Source organism: Asticcacaulis machinosus (assembly GCF_028550435.1).
GTDB classification, from domain to species: Bacteria; Pseudomonadota; Alphaproteobacteria; order Caulobacterales; family Caulobacteraceae; genus Asticcacaulis; species Asticcacaulis machinosus.
The window spans coordinates 151,829-174,800 of sequence record NZ_JAQQKV010000001.1 but is presented as its reverse complement, the minus strand read 5'-3'; the positions used below and the strand labels follow the sequence as shown (position 1 = coordinate 174,800).

Genomic DNA, 22,972 nt, shown 5'->3' with positions numbered 1-22,972 from the left:
TTCTCTTTTTAGCCGACCGAGCCTTCAAGGCTGATGGCCACCAGTTTTTGTGCCTCAACGGCAAATTCCATCGGTAGTTCCTGCAACACGTCGCGCACGAAACCATTGACCAGAAGGGCCACCGCCTCTTCCTGCGACAGTCCGCGCTGCATGGCGTAGAATAGTTGATCTTCCGACAACCGTGTCGTCGTCGCTTCATGCTCAAACTGCGCCTTGGCGGTGTCGGCCTCGACATAAGGCACGGTGTGGGCCGCACAGGTCTTACCGATCAGCAGGCTGTCACATTGAGTGAAGTTCCGTGCCCCCGCCGCCCGTGCATGAGCCGAAACCAGACCGCGATAGGTGTTGGATGACTTACCCGCCGATATGCCTTTGGAGATGATCCGTGAGCGGGTATTTTTGCCCAGATGGATCATCTTGGTGCCGGTATCGGCCTGCTGATGACCATTAGTGACCGCGATCGAATAGAACTCACCGACGCTGTCGTCGCCGCGCAGGATGCACGACGGATATTTCCAGGTAATCGCCGATCCGGTCTCTACCTGCGTCCACGACACCTTGGCGCGTGGCTCACGGCAATCGGCGCGCTTGGTCACGAAATTATAGATGCCGCCTTTGCCTTCCGCATCGCCGGGATACCAGTTCTGCACGGTCGAATATTTGATTTCGGCATCTTCCAGCACGACCAGTTCAACGACGGCGGCATGAAGCTGATTTTCATCGCGCATCGGGGCGGTGCAGCCCTCTAAATACGAAACGTAAGCCCCCTTATCGGCGATGATCAGGGTGCGCTCAAACTGACCGGTCTCCGACGCATTGATGCGGAAATAGGTCGAAAGCTCCATCGGACAACGTACGCCCGGTGGGATGTAAACAAATGATCCGTCCGAAAACACCGCCGAATTAAGCGCTGCGAAATAATTATCCGATTGCGGCACCACGGTGCCCAGATATTTACGCACCAGCTCAGGATATTCGCGTAATGCCTCTGAAATTGAACAAAAAATCACGCCTGACTTTTTCAGTTCATCCTTAAAGGTCGTGACCACCGAAACGGAGTCAAACACGGCATCGACCGCATATTTGGGCGCGCCTTCGACACCGGCCAGCACCATCTGCTCTTTCAGAGGGATACCCAGCTTCTCATAGGTGCGCAGCAATTCCGGATCGATCTCATCCAGCGATTTTGGCGCCACTTTTTGCTTAGGCGCCGCATAGTAATAAAGGTCCTGATAATCGACACGTTTATAGTTCAGCTTGGCCCAATCGGGTTCATCCATCGACTGCCAGCGCTCAAACGCGTCCAGACGCCATTGCAGCATCCATTCCGGCTCATTCTTCTTCTCGGAAATGAAACGCACGATATCGGCATTGAGGCCTTTAGGCGCAAATTCCATCTCGATGTCCGAGACGAAACCATGCTCATAGGTCTCAAGTTTTTGAACCGTATCAATGGTTTCCTTAACGGCCGCCATCAGGCTTTTTCCTTTATATTCAACTTAGTCGACTTGTTAGTCTTCTGGCGGGCGCGGAAGGTCTGATACCCGCCCGACCAAACTTCAAAAAACCGGCCCCAGTCCGCAGGCTGGCTAGACCAACCGGTCGATATGCGCAAGACCCCGCTCGACAGGTTTTCCAGCCCCATAGCATTCAGGACACGGCTGTGCTTGACCTTTCCAGATGAACAGGCAGAACCTGAACTGACGCAAATGCCAGCCATATCCATATGGATAAGCTGCAATTGCGACGACCAGTCCGGCACCGCCAGACAGGTGATACCTGAAACACGCGGGACATCTTCGCCGATGATGTGCGCCCCCAAAGCCTTAAGCGCGGCCTCGTTTGAAGTTTGTTGGGGTAAACCCTCACAAACCCGCGCCGCCAAAGCCGCCACACCAAAGGCCGCAAGGCCTGCGACATTTTCAGTCCCGGCGCGCAAACCCTGCTCCTGTCCGCCGCCGGTAATCATCGGCAAAATCGTATGGCCGCTATTATAAACCAAAGCACCTACGCCGACTGGCCCGCCGATTTTATGCGCCGTCAAGGTCAGGCTATCCGCGCCCAAAGTCTCAATATCAATATTGATTTTTCCTGCAGCCTGTACGGCATCGACATGCAGCCACCCACCTGCGGCATGGACAATTTCGGCGGCCTCAGCCACCGGCTGAATGATGCCGGTCTCATTATTGACCAGCATCAGCGCCACAAATGCCCTACCCTCAACCTGAGCCAGCAGCGCTTTTAAGGCCTCCAGATCAGCCAGACCCGATGGTAACAACGGCCATTTCAGAACGGGTTTACCCACGTAGTTGGCTGCAGTGTAAATGCTGTCGTGCTCACCGTCACTGATGATCAGGTGCGTGATATCATCACGAACTATCGCCTGATGAAGCGCCAGATTATTGGCTTCAGTACCGCTGGACGTGAACACCAGCTTGGCACCATATCCACCCACCAGATCAAGCACCTGTGTCCGCGCCTCTTCGACGATCAATTTCGCCTTCCGCCCGAGGCTATGCACGGAGGACGCGTTCGCCCCCAGTTCAAGCGCCGTAAGCATGGCTTCACGCGCCTGCGGCCTGATCGGCGAGGTAGCGGCATGATCCATATAAAGCACGTGTGAGGCGGACATAGCTTAAGACACCATCTCCTGATCGCGGGCGATTTTATCAATATTGATTTTATGACCACCACTGAATGAGGACGGGATATTGAGCGTGTCGCCATCCGCCGTCTTACGAGTACGCTTAAGGATCACGTCGCTCAAAGAAACCTTTGCCAGATAGTCATGGATCGCCAACCCCAGATCTTCCCACAGATTATGGGTCAGGCAGCGCTGACCGCCGGGCATACAGCCGATTTCGCGCGCCGCATTCTCCTTGGACAATCGCTTATTAGCCCCAAGTTTATTGGACGTCAGAGCGCAACGTGTGGCTTTGATCGGCTCATCAACCGCCACCACGATTTCAGCAACAAACAAAGCGTCGGACGAACGGGCCAGAGAGTAACCTCCGCCGGGACCGCGCGCGCTTTTAACCAGCCCCGCCTTACGCAATCTTGCAAACAGTTGTTCAAGGTAGGATAGTGAAATCTGCTGGCGTTCCGAAATCTCAGACAGCGATATAGGTTTACCCTGACCGTGCAGCGCCAGATCCGTCATGGCCATAACGGCATAACGCCCCTTGGTTGACAAACGCATGTGAAATCCTTCGTCAAAAGCCTGAGCTGGACGGTTATTGGCACAAATAAGCGGTGACAGGCGGCCACCGACTAAAAATCTGCGCAAACTGAAAACTTTGTGCTATGACCCGCGCACATGGCGGACAAAATGCCCGACTACTGCGCTAGGTTATTCGGATTTAATAATTCCGACCGCGTTAGTCAAGTTATTTAGCCGTCAAAATTCTTACAGAGGTGAATTAATGCCCGAAGTCATTCTGGCCGGAGCCGCAGGTCGTATCGAAGCCCGCTACACACAAGGCAAAACAGAAAACGCCCCGATCGCCCTCATCCTGCATCCGCACCCCAAGGCGGGCGGCCACATGAATAATCCGGTCACGGTACAATTGTTCCACCTGTTCATGACGCGCGGGTTTTCGGTTCTGCGCTTTAATTTCCGCGGCGTCGGCAAATCCCAGGGCGAATTTGATGCCGGCATTGGCGAACTGGCCGATGCGGCTACCGCCCTCGACTGGCTGCAGGCCAAAAACCCGACAGCCGCGCAATTCTGGGTCGCAGGCTATTCGTTCGGCGCCTATATCGGTATGCAGCTTTTGATGCGCCGTCCCGAAACCGATGGCTTTATTTCAGTATCGCCGCCGACCAATGCCTATGATTTCAGCTTTCTGGCCCCCTGCCCGGCGTCAGGTCTGTTCGTCAATGGTGCCAACGACAGTGTCGTGCCCCCTGCCGAAGTCGACCGCGTGGTGGCCAAGCTGCGCAGTCAAAAAGGTATCGTTATTGATCATGAACTGGTGCCAGACGCGACGCACTTCTGGGTCGATCAATTGCCGGAAATCGAGCAGCGCGTAGGGGCTTACCTGGATAAACGCTTGTCGGACGCCTGAGCACATTTAGCGGGCGGAGGGTATATTCAGCCGCCCGCCCGTTAACGCTTGAGACACACCTGTTGTTGTGGGGAACGAGATCGGCAACGACCGTAGTGAGCGCACGGCCATATAGGCAAAGGCTTCGGCCTCGATTGCGCCACCACGCCAGCCGAGGTCTTCGGACAGATAAAGCTGGGTTTGCGAATTAAATTCTGCACGTAATCTGTTGACCAGATACGCATTTTGACGACCACCACCGGCCAGAATGACGGCCTTGGGGGCGCACCCCGACAACCTGATCCCCATAAGCAGACTTTCCAGGGTAAATTCGCACAAAGTCGCCAGACCGTCTTCGAAACCTAAACCCTCGACCCCGGCCAGCGTAAAATCATAACGGTCCAGCGATTTGGGTGCATGAGCAGAAAAATAGGGATGACTGAGATAGGCCGTGACCCGCGCCGGATCAACCGTCCCAAGTGCTGCCCACACACCACCTGCATCATAGTGCCCCCGGCCATGCTTTTGCACCCATTGGTCCATCAGGCCATTGGCCGGGCCGGTATCCATAGCCGATATATCGCCGCCTTCATCAATGACCGTAATATTGGCGACCCCGCCCAGATTGGCGACGACCACGGGCAAGTCTAGGTCCGCCTGCGCCATCAAAGCCCGGTGATAAACCGGGGCCAGCGGCGCCCCCTCTCCGCCAGCGGCCACATCAGCGATGCGAAAATCGGAGACCACCCGCACGCCGGTCATGTCGGCAAAAGACTGCCCATCAAATAGCTGCACAGTCCGCCCCGACACACCCGCCTTGGGCCGTTCGTGGAGAACCGTCTGTCCATGCACGCCCAACAGATCAAAATCGGCAAAACTCATGCCCTGTTCAGCCAGAAACGCTTGAGCCGACGTAAAATGGTAATCCGTGATGACCTTACGGGCGTCGTTGAAAATTTCAGGCTCCGGCGCACCGCGCGGCCAGTTAAGCGCCGCCGTAACCGTGGCTTGCAACACCGCGCGAACTTCATGCGGCATAGGGCGCTCAGCCCACGGCCCAAAGATCAAGCGTTGCTCGCCATCGGTCTGCAGCACTGCCATATCTATGCCATCCAGAGATGTGCCGGTCATGAAGCCCAGAACCTTAAACACACTCAGCTCTGACATACGATTCTCCCTATGGTTTTCGTGCGCGCCTATGTTATGACGCCTTTCCCTTAAGGTCGAGGCTCATTAGTCCCGCTCTTTTTCTCCAACCATTCGATAGAGATATGACCGCAACCAGCTTCAAATCCGATTTTCTGGGCGTCCTGAGCGAGCGTGGCTTCATCCACCAGTGCACCGACGCAGAGGCCCTTGATACGCTCCTCCTTGCGGGGCCGATCACGGGGTATATCGGCTATGACGCTACGGCATCGTCGCTTCATGCCGGCCATCTGGTGCAGATCATGATGCTCTATTGGCTGCAAAAGACCGGCAATAAGCCGATCGTGCTCATGGGCGGCGGCACCACCAAGGTCGGTGACCCGACCTTTAAGGACACCCAACGCCCGCTTTTGACCGACGAGCAGATCCAGTCGAACATGGACGGCATCAAAAGCGTGTTCAACAACTTCCTGACCTTTGGAGACGGTCAAACCGACGCCATCATGGTCAATAATGATGACTGGCTGTCAGGGTTTGGTTACATCGAATTTCTGCGCAAATTCGGCACGCACTTCACCATCAACCGGATGTTGACCTTTGATTCGGTCAAGCTGCGCTTAGAGCGTGAGCAGCCGATGACGTTCTTAGAGTTCAACTACATGCTGATGCAGGCGGTCGATTTCCGCGAACTGAACGCGAACTATAACTGCGTCCTGCAAATGGGCGGCTCTGATCAATGGGGCAATATTATCAATGGCGTTGAACTGACGCGCCGGATCAATCAATCCGCAGCTTTTGGCCTTACCACGCCGCTTTTGACGACCGCATCAGGCGCCAAGATGGGTAAGACGGTTGGCGGGGCTGTGTGGCTCAATGCTGACGCTTTGAGCCCTTACGATTACTGGCAATACTGGCGCAATGCCGAAGACGCCGATGTCGGTAAGTTCATGCGCCTGTTCACCGACCTGCCGATGGATGAAATCGCGCGCCTTGAAAAGCTGGAAGGCGCAGAAATCAACGAAGCCAAGAAAATACTGGCCGATGCCGCCACCCGCATGGTTCATGGCGAAGCGGCGGCCGCTACCGCCCGCGATACCGCCCAAAAGGCGTTTGAGCAAGGTGTATTGTCTGCCGATCTGCCCACCGTCGAAGTGGAAAACGCAACTCTTGAGGCCGGGATCATGCTGGCGGCCTTGACGACCCAGATCGGGCTTACCCAATCCAACGGCGAGGCCCGTCGTCTGGCTCAGGGCGGTGGTCTGCGGGTCAATGACATCGCCATCACCGATGGCAACCAGAACATCACTCTGGCCGACCTCAATCCTGATGGCGTCATCAAGATCAGTCAGGGTAAGAAGAAGATCATTCTGGTAAAACCGATCTAATCAAATTTCCACGGTTTGGGGGCAATGCCCCCAAGCCTTACCTGCCTAATCCTTGCTTTTGCGTGCGTCTGGCAAATCCAGCGGTGGGATTTCGTCTTCAAAATCCTTATCAAACCACTGCCGCAAGAAGCCCGGTATGACCAGCGAGAACGGATCGACCTCGACCTGCGGCGTTGGTGGCCGCCCCCGGACGCGGTATCTGAGGCCGACCAGCCCCTGCCCCTTTTTCGCCACGTCCCCGAACATGGAATTGACGGCATAGACCGGCAGCAGGCTGCCACGATAGTCGATATAGTTATTATCGCGATCGAACGTGCCCCAGACATTTATCCCAACCGCCTCGCCCTTGGCGTAGCCGTCCTTGATGAACAAAAGCTGGTCACGCGTGCGGTAGCGCACAGGCAACTCATACTCATCAAAGGTAATACCTTCGCCAGTCAGGGTGTTGGCCAGCCCCTGCAATGACCCCACCGTCAGCAATTGCGCCAGTATAGGGATCTGACGCACCTGAATGTGCTCACCGCTGATCGTGGCATCGACCTGACCGCGGGTAAATACCCCCTTGATTTCGGTTTCGCCATGATGAACCTGCGAGGTCGCAAAGGCCGTTTTCAGGGCATCGCCGGTATCAGCAAGCGTGCCCTCAAAGCGACTGTAGGCCGGCTGTTGCGCCGCATTTGCCTCTGCTTCAAACCGAATGACACTGTTGTTGGCTGTCCTGGCGGTCAGCGCTCCGTCAAGACCATTGCCGCCGTCCCAATCCAGATTGATTTTCACGTCATGAAACGCACCGTCCCGCGACAGTTTCAGAGTCTGCACATCTGCCACCAGACGCGTCGGCACTGCCGGAGATGGCGGGGATGGCTCCACAGTCGGCTGATCGTGGGGAATATCGGCCACTATGACCGGGGCTTGGTCTTTGGCCTTCGGTATAAGCCAGGGGCGCAGGTCAAAGTAACGGCCGCTTGCCGATATCAATCTTGGCCCGCCCTGCGACGCTTCATAATATTTAGCGGAACCCTCAGCGAAGTTTTTCAGATAAACCTCTGACAGATCAGCAAATTCAATTTTACCGTCACCGTCTAATGAAGCCCGCCCCTCAAGCTTTACCGACGCTCCGTTGCCATAGATGCGTGCGATGTTCATACCTTGCCCAGCCCCTTTATCATCAATCTCAAAGGCGAAATCGGCAGCTTCACCCGCGGGCTTAACCCAGTCGCTACCCAACACCTTAAGCTCGGCGTCCTGAGCATAGACATTGACCACGGTTACATTGCGGTCACCGCGCCGGTAAAGGCTGGTGACCACATCGGCCTGCCCCGTCAGGGTCAGACGATCATGGGTATAGCCCAGCAACGTCAAAAGCCCATCATTGACGCGGGTGCGTATCTGGGCCTGATAACCGTTCGAGCCGACAATATTATCTGGCACCGTAAAGTCGATAATATGCCCTTTCAGATCGATCTGCCCGCTCATAGCCGCGCCCGTTTGCAACCACTGAGCCTTGGCATCGATGGTTTCAGCGGGCTTGAAAAAGGCTTCGGGTAGCCCAAGCGATACCCAATCCTGCGGCGCGATTTTGGCGGTCAGCGTGCGGGCAATATCGTTACTGGCGTCACGCTTGGCCCAACCGAGCTTTGCCTCAAACTGATCAACCCGGATGAGCGCCTCACGCGTTTGGTCGTCAAGCCCGATATTAAGGCTAAGCCGCCGTTGCGTTCTAAACAGCGGCAATCCATTCAGGCCCAGTTCGCGGGCCTCATCAGGCGTGATAACCGACTGATAAACCAGTCGCGGCTTTGCGCCTTCAATGTAGGCCAGATCGCCGGAAAAAGCCTGCGCCTGAATTTCCCCGCTCCAGATATCCCCGGATCGTATCAGCGATACCTGTGTCGGCACTTTGGCCCCCAGATGCTGAATGAATGGCAGACCTTGCGCCGCCATGCCCTTGGCATCCGTTTCGCCACGGATCGTCACATGGTTCGGGCGTTCATCCGTGCCTTCCCACGCCACATCGCCGTCAAATATGCCGGAACGTATGTGACCGGAACCTTGCGTGCCCTCATCGCCCCCACCCGTCAGGATAAACTCGCCCTCAATCGGCACCGGCTTATCCGGCGCCCCGCCAAACGGCTCAGCATCAAACTGACCTTTGAAAGCCACTTTAGGGTCGGTTTTGGTAAAGGCCGTGTGGTAGGCGATTTCGCCTCGGTACGGGCCAAGCAGCGCTGGCCCCGACGCAACAATCCGGTTGGCGCGTAAATCGCCGTCCACACTGATCGTCGCATTCGTCAGATCCCACCCCAGCGCCGCCTGCTTCAAAGACGCATCGGTCAGGTCGGCATTGAAGGTCAGATCAAACGTGTCTGAACTCAGGTTCTGAAAGGTCGGGAAACGGATATCAACGCGCACATCTGCCTTCCCCCCCAGACGCTCACGGTTAAGGCCGTTTTCAGCCAGATCGCCCCCGGCAATTGGATCAACCGCTTCGATCACATCGACCGCATCGGCACGTGCCTTAATCCAGATGTGAGTCAGGCTGCCCTTGCCAGAGCGACTGGAGTGAAAACTCGGCACCAGCACCTGACCGTCCGTGATTGCGGCCTTATCCAGCCAGCCGGATTCGACATCCAGATCAAACCGGCTGCCCATTAGCACAGCGTGACCTTTAAGACCCGTTCCGTCTTTAAGACGCGGATCAAATTCGATCGTCGCATCCCGAAAATCAAAATCGAGCCGCAAATCCTCATTGCGCAAATTATCAGCCGTCAGATAACCGGGCGGCGCCGATAAGGTAAAATCGGCATTGGACAAGGTGCCGACCTTAATGCGGTCGATCAGGTTCAGCCGCATTTCACGGGTAAGGCCTTCGGGCCAGAACGCAAAAACGGTTTCCTTGGTAAAATCACCGTCGATTCTGGCCGTTAAATTGGCCCCAAGCCCCTTATCGTCCGCATAAAGCCGCCCCTTGGTGGTGACCACGGCTTTCTCCAGACGGCCACGGCCGGATTTGATAAACAGCTCACGCGTATCCGGTGAATAGGCGCCGGTGAAATGGACATCATTCAGAGTCTGAGCCCGGAAATCATCGGCCAGTTTGCCCGTAGCCTTAGGCCCCTTGAAATCAAAATCAATCAGCAGTTTCCGGCCAATTTTTGCATCAGACGGCCAGATTTTGACATGGCCGAATAAATCCGCTTCCAGCAATGGCGACACCACGCGAAAGCGTTTGAAGTCGATGCGTTTCGTGCGCCGGGCATAGGTCGCCACGACATTCAAAGCCTCAAACGACTGTTTTGATTTTCCAAAATCGTAATAACCCTTGCCGGCAGAGATATCGAGATCCGTCGTCTCAAAGCCATGTCGGGCGCTGTATTTCAGAGTTCCAGTGCCATTTACCGGCGCATGAAACCCCGCCATCGGTCGGGTCAGACCGACTGACGGAAAGACTTCCGAGGGAATCAGATTGCGGATACGCGCCTCAATAGCTGCCGTTTTTAGTCCTTCGGTTGCGGTGGCCTGCGCACTAAGGTTTGATATTTGATTACCACTTTTAATCGATAGTGCCAGATTGGCACGTATCCGCCCTTTGTGCTTGGTGTAGTCGATGCTGCCAATATCCGCCGTCCAGGCCAGATTAGAATTGACCTGACGCATATCAAGGCGGCCATTCCGCAAGGCAAACTGACGCGTATAACTTATGGGTGAGCCCAGCTTTTCCGGCCCGACCAGTTCACGAAACAGCCGGTCAAGCGCCACACCCCCACGTGTTTGGGGCGCGCCTCTGGCCTCATACCCCAACTCATAACGCCCACGCTCGGACACTGTCGCCGCCAGAAAAAAGTCCTTCGCCGTAAGGCGCGCGGGGGCAATATGTAAGGCAAACAAGCTGTCGATCGCAAGCGCCGCTTCTAAGGATTTAGCCGAGGCCACAACACGCTTCTGACGATCCCGAACCGTCAGGCCTTCAAAGCGCCAACCTAAAGCATTGGCATCGTGAAACCACACCAGATCCATGTGACCTATATCGGCCTCATGGCCGGGCAAGGTCTCTTCCAGCCGCGAAATGATGATCGGCCTGAGGTTATCCAGCCTCACCGGTGCCGAATAAATCCGTAGTCCCCCGGCAATCAGGCACAGGCCCGACAGGACAGCCAGACTTAACCGCCAGCGCTGTCTCACCAGGCGGGTTATCGGGTACATTAAACTAGAAACTTCACGAGTAATCAGCAGAACCCTGCGGCGAGAATTTTTTAAAAGTTTAGGGGTGTCAGCAGAACCAATTTGGCACACAAACGTACCTGAATCGATTATCTCATCCTTACGCATCCATAAAGGCTATGTCATGGCAAAAGCACAAATAAATCAAAACGAATTTGAACCTTTTAGTGCGCCGGATTTCACTCTGCCCTCTTCAAAGGGCGGCGAGGTTACCCTGCGCGAACTTAACGGGCAGTGGGTTGTCCTGTTTTTTTACCCCAAGGACAATACCGAAGGCTGCACGATTGAGGCGCAGGAGTTTTCAGATCTGGCGGGCGAGTTCAAGACTCTGGATACCGCCCTTTACGGCATTTCAAAAGACAGCCTTAAGAAACATGCCAATTTTATCAAAAAGTTCGACCTTGATCTTGAGCTTCTGGCCGATGAAAGCACCGAAACCATTCAGGCCTATGGTCTGTGGGCCGAAAAGACGCTTTACGGCAAAAAATATATGGGCACGGAGCGCGCAACCTTCCTGATCGATCCGAATGGCATGGTACGCAAAGCGTGGCGCAACGTAAAAGTTAGCGGCCATGCCGCCGAGGTATTATTGGCCCTGAAAGGCTTCAAATCCTGACAGTCATCCTGCGGCACCGATTTTGATACCCAAGGCACAGTCTTCCTAAAACGGGACGAAACATCACAGAACTGACATAAATTCCTTAATTTCAGACAGTTTTGGATAAAATTTCATCCAAAGCCAAAGAAACGCGGATTTATGGTCTTGCGCAATGGCGATGTTAAGGCATAGTTAACCAAGCTATCGGGTGCTGGCGGTGATGAGTAAGAAAAGCTTTGGACGCCTTCGTGACGTACTGGAACAAACATTCCCTGAGCGTCATCTCTATATTCGCTCAGGAGGCGAAACCCGTGGCTATGTCCTAAGCTCAGGCAAGCAATTTGGTTTCACGGTTCTGGCTTCGGTCGTTGTGACATGGCTTGCCATATCCACGGGGGCTGTAGCGTTCATCGCCCTGTCAGAAAGCGCATCTGAGCGGCAAATCAGCATGATGAAGGCTCAGTCCGAGCGCTGGGTGGCCGATCGGCAGGCTCGCCTAGACAGCGCCACCAAGCAACTGACCCAAGCGTCAGGATCGCTTGATGAACTGGCGTCAACCGTTGAAAAGCGTCATGGCGCATTGATCCATATTCTGAAAGATTTCAAAAACGTACCCGGCGCTTCTGCCACCCTATCTCCGGCAGCCGTTGATGAAGCCCTGCCGCCCATTGAGCGTATCTATGCCGTCCGCGCCGAGCAGGAACGCATGGTGGGTAAGGCTGAGAATTTTGCCAAATCCCGTGCCGAACGCTTAAGACTTGCCTTCCGTCTGGCTGGACTTAATCCGGCCGCCTATGCGCAGGGTGGATCGAGCGCCAACCCACTGCTTGAAGCCAAAGACTCCAAGGAACTGGCCCAATATCTTGATGTCGACGAAGGCTTCGCGTCACGCATCCGTAATGCAGCGATCAATCTCAATGATATGCGCGGCCTGCAAAAATCTTCTGAAACCCTGCCGTTTAATCGCCCCGCCTACAATATTCGCACGACGTCTGGCTTTGGCGTGCGCTTCGATCCCTTTACGGGACGTCCCAAAAGCCATCTTGGCCTCGATTTTGCAGGCCCCTACCTTACCCCGATCTACTCATCGGCACCTGGCATAGTTTCGTTTTCAGGTGTGCGCAGTGGCTACGGGAACGCGGTCGAAATCGACCACGGCAATGGATTTAAAACTCGATACGCCCATATGCAGTCCCTGTCTGTACGTACCGGCCAACGTGTGGCGGTCGGTCAAAGACTGGGGGCAATGGGTTCTACTGGTCGCTCGACCGGCGTGCATCTTCATTACGAAGTGTGGCTCAATGGTCGTCCTCAAAACCCTGCACGCTTTGTAAAGGCTGGAGATTATGTTCAACAAAACTAAACCAACCCGTGTTGAAAAACCCGAAGCGGCTGTGGCTCCGCCGCTTGACCTCAACTCGGTCAATATGAATTCATCGAAATCAGCGCCGGTGATGGCGCCTGCGCCAAAGGTCGGTTCTGTATTATCGTCGACCCTGATCATCGAAGGCAATATTACCGGCACCGGCGACCTGCACTTAGAGGGCACCGTTCGCGGCGATGTGAAGGCGGGGCATCTGGTCGTCGGCGAAGCTGGCAATGTCGAAGGCTCGATTGAAGCCGAAACCATCGAAATCCGCGGCCGTGTCGTTGGCGGCATTTCGGGTAAGCAGGTCCGCCTATCGGCAACGGCCTATGTCGAAGGCGACATTACCCACGAACAGTTGTCGATCGACGTCGGTGCTTATTTCGTAGGTCGCTGCCTGCAATCACGCGCACGTCCTGAAACCGTTCATGCCGCCCCCGCTCCGGTTCAACCCGCAGCCCAGTATGCAACCGCAGCTGACTACGGCACACCGTCACTAAGCAGCTATGATATGAACGCCTTGTCAGATCTTAAACCATCTTACTAAGTTATCAGAATAATCTACTGATATATAAAAAAGACCGTGAGAAATTCAATTTTCTCACGGTCTTTTTTATGGAGATTTAATCACACAATCGGTAATGGCGCCTGTATGATGAGTTATTAAATCACGGACTCTCATGCCTGAAACTTCATCCGACAGACCCGAACTTACCTTAAACTTCATGTGGCGATTGCTGCGGGAGACCTTTGACGAATGGTTAGCTGACAAAGCTCCGCGTCTGGGGGCAGCCCTTGCCTTTTACAGTGTCCTGTCGATTGGCCCGCTATTGTTGATCGTGGTATCGGTAGCCGGTCTGGCGTTTGGTGAAGACTCTGTGCGGCTTCAGTTGGTGGCCGAAATCAGAAACCTTATAGGCGACGCCGGCGCGCAAGCCATTGAAACGATTATGACAAATTCTCACAATCGTGAAGCGGGGATCGTCGCGACCCTGATTGGATTTGCCACACTGATTATCTCGGCGACCGGCTTTTTCGCGCAGTTACAGGACGCGCTTAATGCAATCTGGAACGTCGAAAGTAAGGACAACGATCACTGGACATGGTTTTTGAAGAAACGCGTCCTATCGTTTGCCCTGATCGTCGGCATTGGGTTTTTACTGCTGATATCACTGGTGGTATCCGCGGCGCTGGCGGCTTTTGGCGGTATGTTTACTAACCTTTTGCCCGCCTTCATGCTGCATGGTTTCAATTTGGCCGTGTCATTTGCCGTCACCACATTTTTGTTTGCGATGACATTCAAGATGCTGCCGGATGCCCATATCGAATGGCGTGACGTTTGGATAGGTGCTGCTATCACCGCCCTTCTGTTCTCGGTAGGCAAGTTTTTTATCGGCATTTATCTGGGCCAAAGCGCGCTCAGTTCAACCTATGGCGCCGCAGGATCGCTAATCGTCGTCCTAGTCTGGATCTATTATTCGACCCAGATCTTCTTTTTCGGGGCCGAGTTTACGCAAGTCTACAGCCGTTATTTTGGCTCACACATCACCGCAAAACATAGACGCGTCAAAACACGAAAAACCCCTGAGATGTAATCTCAGGGGTTGGGTTTATGTTTCAGCAGCGTCGCGCGTGGCCCCGACCCTTTGCGCCAGAGACGCCGCCATGAAGGGATCGAGATGACCATCCAGCACAGCTTGCGAATCCGAAGTCTCAACATCGGTGCGCAAATCCTTGACCATCTGATAGGGGTGCAGGACATAGGATCTGATCTGATGTCCCCAACCGATATCGGTTTTTTGATCTTCAAGCGCCTGCTGAGCCGCTTCGCGTTTTTGCAACTCGACCTCATAAAGTCGCGCCCGCAGCATCTTCCACGCCTCATCACGGTTAGCGTGCTGAGAACGTCCGGCCTGACAGGCCACAGCAATACCTGTCGGAATGTGGGTCAAACGCACCGCTGAGTCGGTCTTGTTGATGTGCTGGCCGCCCGCCCCTGACGCGCGGTAGGTATCGGTGCGCACATCCGCCGGGTTGATATCGATGACGATCGCATCATCAACCACTGGATAGACCCAGACTGAGGCAAATGATGTATGACGGCGCGCATTGGAATCGAACGGTGAAATCCGCACTAACCTGTGCACCCCACCTTCCGTCTTAAGCCAGCCATAGGCGTTCGTGCCTTTGACGGTCAACGTCACCGACTTGATCCCTGCCTGCTCGCCCGGTGTTTCTTCCTCAACCGATACGGTCATGCCATGCGCGGTCGCCCAGCGCATATACATCCGCATCAAAATCCCGGCCCAATCGCAGGATTCAGTTCCGCCGGCGCCGGAATTGATTTCGAGATAGGCATCATTACCATCGGCTTCGCCTGACAGCAGAGCCTCCAACTCGGCCCGGCCCGCGTAGTCTTTAAGGGACTTCAGCATGGCGCGCGCCTCTTCCAGAAGCGCCTCGTCGCCTTCCATATCGGCGAGTTCAGCGTAATCGAGCGCGTCTTTGAGTTCCTGCTCCAGCTTTTTGACCGCATCCACGGAATTGCTGAGTTTGGTACGCTCACGCATGACGCTCTGCGCCATTTCCGGGTTATCCCACAGCGTCGGGTCTTCGACGCGCGCATTCAACTCATCGAGACGTCTTAAAGCGACATCCCAGTCAAAGACGCCTCCTGAGCAATCCAATGGATTGCTCGATGTCGCGGGCCTGAGCCTCAACATCCAGTCGCATACCAGTATCCTTTTGAAAAATAGAGACGGCGGGATACATCCCCGCCGCTATGAAGGCAAGGTTTAATACAGAATGGGCTCAGCCTCATCCACATAGGGCTTGCGCTCAGGCGTCTCCGCTGAGGGAGCAGCCTCTTCGGTAAGGCCATCACGCCAAATCTCTGTGTAAGGCTTTGGCCCTTCTATGTCAGAAGGTGTCACCGCCACGACCGGCTTAGGTTCCGTGCCCGGACGGAAGGCTTCTTCATAACCACGCACCGACACAAAGACTGCATCCTTGGGCTTTATAAAGGCTTTTTCCGGTTTATTTTTCAGCGTTTGCTGCATGAAATCAATGAAGATCGGCAAAGCTGCTGAGCCACCGGTTTCACTTTCCCCCAATGAGCGGTTGTCATCAAAGCCGACAAATACACCAACGACCAGATCAGGCGTATAGCCGACAAACCAGGCGCTGCGGTATTCGTTAGTGGTGCCCGTTTTACCGGCGATCGGACGACCAATCACATTGGCACGCGCGGCTGTACCGCGCTGAACCACACCTTCAAGATAGGAGGTGATCTGATAAGCGGTAATCGGATCAATAACCGGTGTGCCATCCGGCAAAAGCTTGGGCGATTCCGTACCATCAAACGCCCGCTTACAGGCTCCCGGACATTTGCGGGCTTCGGCCTTATAGACGACGCCCCCTTCACGATCCTGAACCACCTCAATAAGATGCGGACGAATCTTGCGGCCACCATTTGCGAAAATAGAATAGGCCGCCGTCAGTTTATAAGGGGTGGTCTCTCCGGCTCCCAAAGCGATCGGCAAAACGGACGGCAGATTATCGGCAATGCCAAATTCAGCGATCTTTTGTGAAACGGTCTTAATCCCAACCTTTTGCGCCAGCCGCACAGTCATGGCATTGCGGGAGTATTCAAGGCCTTTGCGCAGGGTCTGCGCCCCGTAATAACGACGCGTGTAGTTTTTCGGCGACCACTTTTCGCCGTTCGCCCCGGCCATAGAAATAGGCGCATCCATAACAATAGACGCAGGCGTAAACTCATTCTCCAGCGCCACCGCATAGACGAAAGGCTTGATGGCCGAACCGGGCTGGCGCTTAGCCTGAACGGCACGGTTAAACTTCGACAGAGAGTAACTATAGCCGCCCACCATAGCCACGATCCGTCCGGTCCACGGATCAACAGCGACCAGCGCGCCGTTGACCGCCGGAATCTGGTGAAGCCTGAACAGACCTTTGGATTGTTCCGACACGAAGATCAAATCACCGGATTTAAGCCCCGCCCCCGCGAACGCCCAGATGACATCATTATCGGCCAAACGTCCACGCGTGCCATCAGCAGCCGTGACAATGCTGACCGAAGACGACGATGCCTTTTCAACAATGGCATGCTGCCAGTCTTCGCGCTCAGCCGGTGCCGCGCGTTTCAGGGCAATCGCCCGCCAGCCATCCTTAAAGTCGATATTGTCCCAGCCCCCCCGCCAGCCGTGGCGGCGGTCATATTGCTCCAGTCCGTCCATAAGGGCGATACGCGCCGTCGTTTGCAGTTTAGGGTCAAGGGTAGTGCGTAAGTAATATCCGCTGGAGTAAATCTCGTCACCGAAGATATTCTGCGCGCGGCGCTCAACCTCACCGACGAAATAGTCAGCGTCGCGGTATTTGGCGCGTGCCGGGGCGGCCTGCACCACCAAATCTTCTTTTGAAGCCGCCAGAGCTTCAGCCGGTGTGACCCAGCCGACCTTGGCCATTTCACCCAAAATCCAGTTGCGACGCTCGATGGCCTGAGCCTTACGGCGGGTCGGGTGATAGTTGGACGGCCCCTTAGGCAAGGCCGCCAGGTAGGCCATTTCGCTCAAAGACAGTTCATCAACCGACTTGCCAAAATAGTTATAGGCGGCAGTACCTACGCCGTTCGAGCGGTACCCCAGAAAGATTTCGTTGAGATAAAGCTCAAGGATTTGCTTCTTATCAAGTGAGGCCTCAAGCCGGCGGGCCAAAATGACTTCTTTCAGCTTGCGGCCCAGGGTCTGCTCATTGGTCAGCAGTACGTTCTTGGCGACCTGCTGAGTTATGGTCGAGCCGCCCTCAAGGCGGTTGCCCTCAGCAAAGTTGACGACGTTCTTGGCTGCCGCCCGGCTTAAGCCCCCGACATCGACCCCTGAGTGCGCAAAAAAATTACGATCCTCAGCGGCCAGAAAGGCCTGCGCCAGACGCGGCGGGATGCGGTCATAGGGCACATAGATGCGACGCTCCTTGGCAAACTCCCCGATCAGGGTGCCGTCCCAGGCAAAAACGCGCGTCGACGTCGCCGGACGATAATCCGCCAGTTCCGTACCATCGGGCAGATCATGAAACAGCCACGCGGCATAGATTGCGATCGCAAAGCCCGCAACGGCGATCACCGTCATGAGCACGACCCCTGCCATGGCAAACCAACGTTCGGCTGATTTCAACTTGCTGCGCCTCCGACCCTTAACCTTCAAGGCCGCCTGACAAAAACGCCGTCACGCCCCCCGCCTGAAGCCAGGATCACCTTAATTAAGGCTATGTATTTATCAAACCTGCCAGCTTAGGCAATCGCATTTCGCGGGAATAGCGTCAAAGGTGCGTCAACCTGACAATTCCGCCACAAGTTTGCGGACATAAAAAAGGCCCCGCGCTTACCGCAGGGCCTTTGACTGGGCAGGTTGAGCTTAGCGACCAGACTTGGGCATCATGACAAATGAGGCGTAACGCACATCATTTTCAAAATACTGATCAATCGATTTCGCCACAGACCCCATCATGCGGTTGCGCTGCGCTGAATCGTTCAGCAGTTTTTCATCCTGAGCATTGGTTATAAAGCCCATTTCCAGCAATACCGCCGGCACATCCGGCGCCAGCAGCACCACAAAACCGGCCTGACGGTGGCTGGTTTTCAGCAGCGGGGTCGTATCGCCAATATTATTGAGCAACACCTGAGCAAAGGTCGCCGACCGGTTCTTGGTGGCCCGTTGCGTAAGATCAATGAGGATACGATTGACCATCTGATCGGCTGGACGCTCAGCCAAAGACCAGTCGCCACGCACCAGAGCCTTACGCGCCGCCCGCTCAGTCCCCGAATCAGACAGGGTGTAGATACTGGCGCCACGGGTCGTCTTATTGGGCCCCGAATCGGAATGGAGTGAAATAAACAGATCGGCATCAGCACTGCGGGCAATGCGTACCCGCGCTGACAGATCAACAAACCCATCGGTTTCGCGCGTCATGATGACCTTATAGCGCCCGGTCGATTCGAGCTTAGTCTTCAAAGCCTTGGCCGCTGCCAGATTGACGTCTTTTTCGTATGAAAAGACCCCTAAAGCACCGGAATCCTTGCCGCCATGCCCGGCATCAATGACGACAATCTTTTTCAATGAGCGACGCAGCGGCACTTCGGCCTTCAACTGAGTCGCAGCGGACGCTTTTGTGGTGTCGGGTATCAGAAGGCGTGTAGCTTCATCGCCCGGAGGTGTCACCGCGGCGGGAACCACATCGATCACATAGCGGTAAACGCCCACGCCATCTGCCGGCGGCAGAATGAATCGGCGCGCAATCTTAGCCTGTCCCTGATAGGTGAGCTTAAGGCGTACCGCCCCGCCCTGATTTTCAACGCGCCAGCCGGAGACCAGACCCCGGCCTTCACCGCTTAATGGGCCATCCATACGCACATCGCTCAGGTCCAGCACCGCCGAGGAGGCGGTATCTGCGGATAAAAGCTTCCCCTTAGCCGCGCGATTGAGCTCAAGCACAATGCGGGTCTGGGTTTTATCACCGCCTAAGCGCACCTTGGCCACATCGCCGGAGGCGGCCGTATCCGTGGCCGCCCGCACTGAGGTGACTTCGGACACACCGATGCAGATTACGGCCGCCAGAACCGACGCTGTCGCTATTTTCACGGCCTTATGAAAATCATAGCCGACCAAATGCCTGAGCACCCGGATCATTCAAAACTCCACACATCATATTTTTTATGTTGAGCTGACTATAACCGGCACGGGTAGCCATTGCGTTAACACAAGAAAATAATTGACGAGAATGCGTTTTTAGAGCCATGTTGCAAAGTGGCTTCACATGAACCCGAAATGTCATTTAGCGATGGCTTATGGCAATATTTGGTTCATACAGCGCCTGCCCTTTTAAAAAATCCGGATGCACCGGCTTTAAAACAAAGACAGGTAAACACATCTCAAGCTGGACCGCATGTTGGCGGAACACCTAAAAATGGCGAACTTAAGCGACTTTAAGGTTAGCAAACCTTGGTTTCTGAATGAGCGCCACCTGAAAAAAGATTTCGCGCCGATTTAACCGTCAGGCGCAAATGCGTAACGGAAATACCCCTATGGGCTGTGCCTATTTTAATTCATCCCGGCCGTTCAGCGGTCTACGCGCCCTGAAGCGCGGACAGGATGAATGTGCACGCCCGTCACACCCCAAACATAAGCGCCCCCTGACCCGTACTATGAGCTTTAGCTTGTGGCCGTCAGTGCCTGTGCGCTTCGGAGAGTCTATTAATGTCGAAAACTATGTTGATCGACGCGACCCACTCGGAAGAGACCCGCGTCGTCGTAATGAACGGAAGCCAGGTCGAAGAATTTGATTTCGAAAGCCATTCCCGAAAACAGCTTCGCGGCAACATCTATCTGGCTAAGGTCACACGGGTAGAGCCCAGCCTTCAGGCCGCCTTTGTCGAATATGGCGGCAATCGCCACGGCTTTCTGGCTTTCAACGAAATACATCCGGACTATTACCAGATTCCGGTGGCTGACCGTGAAAAGCTCATGGCCGAACTGGCGGCACAAGCGGCCGCCAATAATCATGATGACGATGAAGATCACGAAGACGACGGCGACGATCTGCCGGACGAGGAGCGCCGTCTGCGCGCTCACCTGATCAAGCGCTATAAGATTCAGGAAGTCATCAAACGCCGCCAGATCCTGCTGGTTCAGGTCGTCAAGGAAGAACGCGGCAACAAAGGTGCGGCCCTTACTACCTATATGTCGCTGGCCGGACGCTATTGCGTATTGATGCCCAACACGGCCCGTGGCGGCGGCATCAGCCGTAAAATTACCAATTCTGCCGACCGTAAGCGCCTCAAAGTCGTCGCCCAAAGCCTTGACGTGCCGCAGGGCATGGGCCTGATTGTCCGCACCGCTGGCGCCAAGCGCACCAAGCAGGAAATCAAGCGCGACTATGATTATCTGCTGCGTGTGTGGGAAAACATTCGCGAAACAACGCTGAAATCCAATGCGCCGTCCCTGATCTACGAAGAAGAAGATCTGGTCAAACGCGCCATCCGCGACCTGTTCGATAAGGATTTCGAGCATGTGATGGTCGAAGGCGAGGACGGCTACCGCTCAGCGCGCGATTTCATGCGCATGATCATGCCGTCTCAGGCTAAGAAGATCCAGCTCTACCGTGCCAACGCGCCCCTCTTTGCCCGTCATGGCATTGAGGACATGCTGCAAAAGATTTATTCGCCGACCGTGCCGCTTCGTTCGGGCGGTTATCTGGTGATCAACCAGACCGAAGCTCTGGTCGCCATCGACGTCAACTCCGGTAAGTCGACCAAAGAGCGCAATATCGAAAATACCGCGCTTAAGACCAACCTCGAAGCCGCCGAGGAAGCCGCGCGCCAAATGCGTCTGCGCGATCTGGCCGGCCTCGTGGTCATCGACTTCATCGACATGGATGAGCCGAAAAACAACCGCGCGGTTGAAAAGAAGCTCAAAGACGCCCTCGAAAACGATCGCGCTCGCATCCAGATGGGCAAGATTTCCGGCTTTGGCCTGATGGAAATCTCACGTCAGCGCCGCCGCACCGGTTTCCTGGAAGGGACTACCTCGCCCTGCCCGCACTGTGAAGGCACCGGTCGGATAAGATCGGTCGATTCGTCGGCTTTGGGGGCTATGCGTGCCATTGATTTAGAGGCCATGCAGAATGGTGCCGGAGCCGTCATCATTAAGCTGCCGCAAGCCGTGGCGCTTTATGTGCTTAACGAAAAGCAGGGCCATCTGGCCAAGCTGCGTGAGGAATGGGGCCTCAAGGTTACCGTCGAAATCGAAAACCACCTCTCCCACGCTGAGTTTGAAATCACACGCACCGTTCATGCCGACGAAGTTGAGTTCGTGCCGCCCGTTCGCACCCTGCCTGCGGCTGACCTTCTGGCCGATGCCGCCGACGAAGTGTTTGAGGATGAAGAACTCGACGCCGAAGACGAAGAAGCCATTGCCCGCGAAGATACCGACGATGATGGTGCCGCTGAGCGTGCGCAATCTCGTGAAGATGGCCGTGAGGGACGCGATGGTCGTGGTCGTGGCCGTAATCGCCGCCGCCGCCGCAAGGGCGAAAATGGCAACCGCGGGCAGGACGCTGAGGCTGAAACCGACGCTGAAACCGTTGAAGCGGCTGACGCTGAGGCCGATGACGATAGTGACGGCAGCGATTCAGACAGTGATGACCGCCGCAACCGCCGCCGCCGCCGTGGCCGTCGCGGGGGCCGCCGCACGGGTCAGGAAAACCGTCCACGCGAACCTTATGGCTGGGTGCGCGCCCGCACACCGTCGCTGGAAGAACCTTATGTCTGGATCGATGCCTTTGATGAACAACAAAAGCGCGTAGATCAGCCCGCATCAAACGCGATTGCCGCGAATTCATCCGCGGCGGCCCCGGAAACCGGGATCGCAGCATCGGAAGCGGTCGCATCTGAGATCTCTGCCCCCCCCAGACGTGAGCGTTCGCGTAACCGCCGCAACCGGACGGCCGCCCCTGAAGCTACGTCGCCAACGGCTTTGGATGTCATCACGCCGGCTGGCTCCGTTGAGGTCGCCCCGCGCGCCCTGACCGAGCCGGTAGACGGTTCGGCACCGACGTCGCTCGTCCCGGAAGATGTGGTAAGTGACGCGCCGGTTCGCCGCAAGCGTCCGACCCGTTCCCGCAAGGTGGCCGCTGAGGCCGTGGCTGAGGATACAGCGACCATATCCGTCGAAGCCGAACCGGCGATCGAGCCCGAAGCCGTTGCGGTTATGCCGGAGCCTGTGCCAGAGCCTGTGCCAGAGCCTGTGATTGCCGAAGACACAGCTAAAGCCACGCGCAAGCCTCGTGCCCGTCGTAAGAAAACGGATGTGGTGGCGGAAAGCTTAACCGAAACGGCCCCCCCTGCCCCTGAAGTTGAGGCCCCAGTCTCTATTGACCCAGCCCCGGTTGAAACTGAAGTGTCTGTATTAGAGCGGCCGTTGGTTGAGGTTCAGTCCTTTGAACCGGCGCCATCCGTGGTCGATCCGGCAGAAATCACCACCCCACCGGAAAAGCCCAAGCGCGGCTGGTGGCGCAGGTAATCCATTGACTTCAGGCGTCGGACACCTCTCCGGCGCCTGAGTTTTTTAAAGCCTCCCCCTTAACTTAGCCGCAAATAGATCACAATTTAGGTTAGGATTGATTTTGCTTTAAACCATTCCGT

16 protein-coding genes are annotated in these 22,972 nt (G+C 55.5%); 8 read left to right on the top strand and 8 right to left on the bottom strand.

Annotated elements, in window-relative coordinates; translation table 11 throughout:
- Positions 1-8 precede the first annotated feature (8 nt).
- From sufB to PQU98_RS00785, 3 genes are read right to left on the bottom strand one after another with little or no spacing between them, the layout of a single operon-like run.
- Positions 9-1,475, bottom strand: a complete 1,467-nt coding sequence (gene sufB / locus PQU98_RS00795) for a Fe-S cluster assembly protein SufB (RefSeq protein WP_272742986.1) — start codon at positions 1,473-1,475, stop codon at positions 9-11.
- Positions 1,475-2,632, bottom strand: coding sequence for a cysteine desulfurase family protein (locus tag PQU98_RS00790; protein WP_272742985.1), 1,158 nt, complete (start codon positions 2,630-2,632; stop codon positions 1,475-1,477). Before PQU98_RS00790 ends, sufB begins: the two co-directional genes overlap by 1 nt.
- 3 nt (positions 2,633-2,635) lie before the next feature.
- The gene (locus tag PQU98_RS00785; RefSeq protein WP_272742984.1) at positions 2,636-3,199 is read right to left on the bottom strand and encodes an Rrf2 family transcriptional regulator; all 564 of its coding nucleotides are present in this window, start codon (positions 3,197-3,199) and stop codon (positions 2,636-2,638) included.
- 223 nt (positions 3,200-3,422) lie between these two features.
- Here PQU98_RS00785 and PQU98_RS00780 point away from each other — a divergent pair, with 223 nt between their 5' ends.
- Positions 3,423-4,067 carry an alpha/beta hydrolase gene (locus PQU98_RS00780; protein WP_272742983.1) on the top strand — a complete coding sequence of 215 codons (645 nt, stop codon included), beginning with the start codon at positions 3,423-3,425 and terminating at the stop codon, positions 4,065-4,067.
- 6 nt (positions 4,068-4,073) lie between these two features.
- Here the strand turns inward: PQU98_RS00780 and PQU98_RS00775 are convergent, their stop codons facing one another.
- Complete coding sequence (locus PQU98_RS00775) at positions 4,074-5,213, bottom strand: anhydro-N-acetylmuramic acid kinase (protein WP_272742982.1); 1,140 nt, start codon at positions 5,211-5,213, stop codon at positions 4,074-4,076.
- 104 nt (positions 5,214-5,317) lie between these two features.
- On the opposite strand from PQU98_RS00775, the gene tyrS reads away from it, so the two are divergent.
- Positions 5,318-6,577, top strand: a complete 1,260-nt coding sequence (tyrS, locus tag PQU98_RS00770; RefSeq protein ID WP_272742981.1) for a tyrosine--tRNA ligase — start codon at positions 5,318-5,320, stop codon at positions 6,575-6,577.
- Positions 6,578-6,622: 45 nt separating this feature from the next.
- Here the strand turns inward: tyrS and PQU98_RS00765 are convergent, their stop codons facing one another.
- Positions 6,623-10,780, bottom strand: coding sequence for a YhdP family protein (locus PQU98_RS00765; protein ID WP_272742980.1), 4,158 nt, complete (start codon positions 10,778-10,780; stop codon positions 6,623-6,625).
- Between the two features lie 142 nt (positions 10,781-10,922).
- On the opposite strand from PQU98_RS00765, the gene PQU98_RS00760 reads away from it, so the two are divergent.
- From PQU98_RS00760 to PQU98_RS00745, 4 genes are all read left to right on the top strand, one after another.
- On the top strand, positions 10,923-11,414 hold the full coding sequence (locus tag PQU98_RS00760; RefSeq protein ID WP_272742979.1) for a peroxiredoxin: 492 nt from the start codon (positions 10,923-10,925) through the stop codon (positions 11,412-11,414).
- A 202-nt stretch (positions 11,415-11,616) separates the two neighbouring features.
- Complete coding sequence (locus tag PQU98_RS00755) at positions 11,617-12,759, top strand: peptidoglycan DD-metalloendopeptidase family protein (protein ID WP_272742978.1); 1,143 nt, start codon at positions 11,617-11,619, stop codon at positions 12,757-12,759.
- Complete coding sequence (locus PQU98_RS00750; RefSeq protein ID WP_272742977.1) at positions 12,743-13,309, top strand: bactofilin family protein; 567 nt, start codon at positions 12,743-12,745, stop codon at positions 13,307-13,309. Before PQU98_RS00755 ends, PQU98_RS00750 begins: the two co-directional genes overlap by 17 nt.
- Positions 13,310-13,442: 133 nt before the next feature.
- The gene (locus tag PQU98_RS00745; RefSeq protein ID WP_272742976.1) at positions 13,443-14,357 is read left to right on the top strand and encodes a YihY/virulence factor BrkB family protein; all 915 of its coding nucleotides are present in this window, start codon (positions 13,443-13,445) and stop codon (positions 14,355-14,357) included.
- Between the two features lie 15 nt (positions 14,358-14,372).
- Here PQU98_RS00745 and prfB read toward each other — a convergent pair.
- The 3 genes from prfB to PQU98_RS00730 form a co-directional block, all read right to left on the bottom strand.
- A protein-coding gene (gene prfB, locus PQU98_RS00740; protein WP_272742975.1) for a peptide chain release factor 2 occupies positions 14,373-15,495 on the bottom strand; the annotation gives its coding sequence in 2 pieces (ribosomal slippage) (positions 14,373-15,425 and positions 15,427-15,495; 1,122 coding nt in all).
- A 62-nt stretch (positions 15,496-15,557) separates the two neighbouring features.
- The gene (locus tag PQU98_RS00735) at positions 15,558-17,903 is read right to left on the bottom strand and encodes a penicillin-binding protein 1A (protein WP_272742974.1); all 2,346 of its coding nucleotides are present in this window, start codon (positions 17,901-17,903) and stop codon (positions 15,558-15,560) included.
- Positions 17,904-18,188: 285 nt separating this feature from the next.
- Positions 18,189-19,460 carry an N-acetylmuramoyl-L-alanine amidase family protein gene (locus PQU98_RS00730; RefSeq protein WP_272742973.1) on the bottom strand — a complete coding sequence of 424 codons (1,272 nt, stop codon included), beginning with the start codon at positions 19,458-19,460 and terminating at the stop codon, positions 18,189-18,191.
- 138 nt (positions 19,461-19,598) lie between these two features.
- Here PQU98_RS00730 and PQU98_RS00725 point away from each other — a divergent pair, with 138 nt between their 5' ends.
- Both PQU98_RS00725 and PQU98_RS00720 read left to right on the top strand, forming a co-directional pair.
- The gene (locus PQU98_RS00725; RefSeq protein ID WP_272742972.1) at positions 19,599-19,760 is read left to right on the top strand and encodes a hypothetical protein; all 162 of its coding nucleotides are present in this window, start codon (positions 19,599-19,601) and stop codon (positions 19,758-19,760) included.
- Positions 19,761-20,027: 267 nt separating this feature from the next.
- Positions 20,028-22,850, top strand: coding sequence for a ribonuclease E/G (locus PQU98_RS00720; RefSeq protein ID WP_272742971.1), 2,823 nt, complete (start codon positions 20,028-20,030; stop codon positions 22,848-22,850).
- The last annotated feature ends 122 nt before the right edge of the window (positions 22,851-22,972 follow it).

Coding starts and splice junctions, on each gene's coding strand:
- sufB (WP_272742986.1), bottom strand. CDS start 1,475: ATGGCGGCCGTTAAGGAAACCATTGATACGGTTCAAAAACTTGAGACC.
- PQU98_RS00790 (WP_272742985.1), bottom strand. CDS start 2,632: ATGTCCGCCTCACACGTGCTTTATATGGATCATGCCGCTACCTCGCCG.
- PQU98_RS00785 (WP_272742984.1), bottom strand. CDS start 3,199: ATGCGTTTGTCAACCAAGGGGCGTTATGCCGTTATGGCCATGACGGAT.
- PQU98_RS00780 (WP_272742983.1), top strand. CDS start 3,423: ATGCCCGAAGTCATTCTGGCCGGAGCCGCAGGTCGTATCGAAGCCCGC.
- PQU98_RS00775 (WP_272742982.1), bottom strand. CDS start 5,213: ATGTCAGAGCTGAGTGTGTTTAAGGTTCTGGGCTTCATGACCGGCACA.
- tyrS (WP_272742981.1), top strand. CDS start 5,318: ATGACCGCAACCAGCTTCAAATCCGATTTTCTGGGCGTCCTGAGCGAG.
- PQU98_RS00765 (WP_272742980.1), bottom strand. CDS start 10,780: ATGTACCCGATAACCCGCCTGGTGAGACAGCGCTGGCGGTTAAGTCTG.
- PQU98_RS00760 (WP_272742979.1), top strand. CDS start 10,923: ATGGCAAAAGCACAAATAAATCAAAACGAATTTGAACCTTTTAGTGCG.
- PQU98_RS00755 (WP_272742978.1), top strand. CDS start 11,617: ATGAGTAAGAAAAGCTTTGGACGCCTTCGTGACGTACTGGAACAAACA.
- PQU98_RS00750 (WP_272742977.1), top strand. CDS start 12,743: ATGTTCAACAAAACTAAACCAACCCGTGTTGAAAAACCCGAAGCGGCT.
- PQU98_RS00745 (WP_272742976.1), top strand. CDS start 13,443: ATGCCTGAAACTTCATCCGACAGACCCGAACTTACCTTAAACTTCATG.
- PQU98_RS00735 (WP_272742974.1), bottom strand. CDS start 17,903: ATGACGGTGATCGCCGTTGCGGGCTTTGCGATCGCAATCTATGCCGCG.
- PQU98_RS00730 (WP_272742973.1), bottom strand. CDS start 19,460: ATGATCCGGGTGCTCAGGCATTTGGTCGGCTATGATTTTCATAAGGCC.
- PQU98_RS00725 (WP_272742972.1), top strand. CDS start 19,599: ATGTCATTTAGCGATGGCTTATGGCAATATTTGGTTCATACAGCGCCT.
- PQU98_RS00720 (WP_272742971.1), top strand. CDS start 20,028: ATGTCGAAAACTATGTTGATCGACGCGACCCACTCGGAAGAGACCCGC.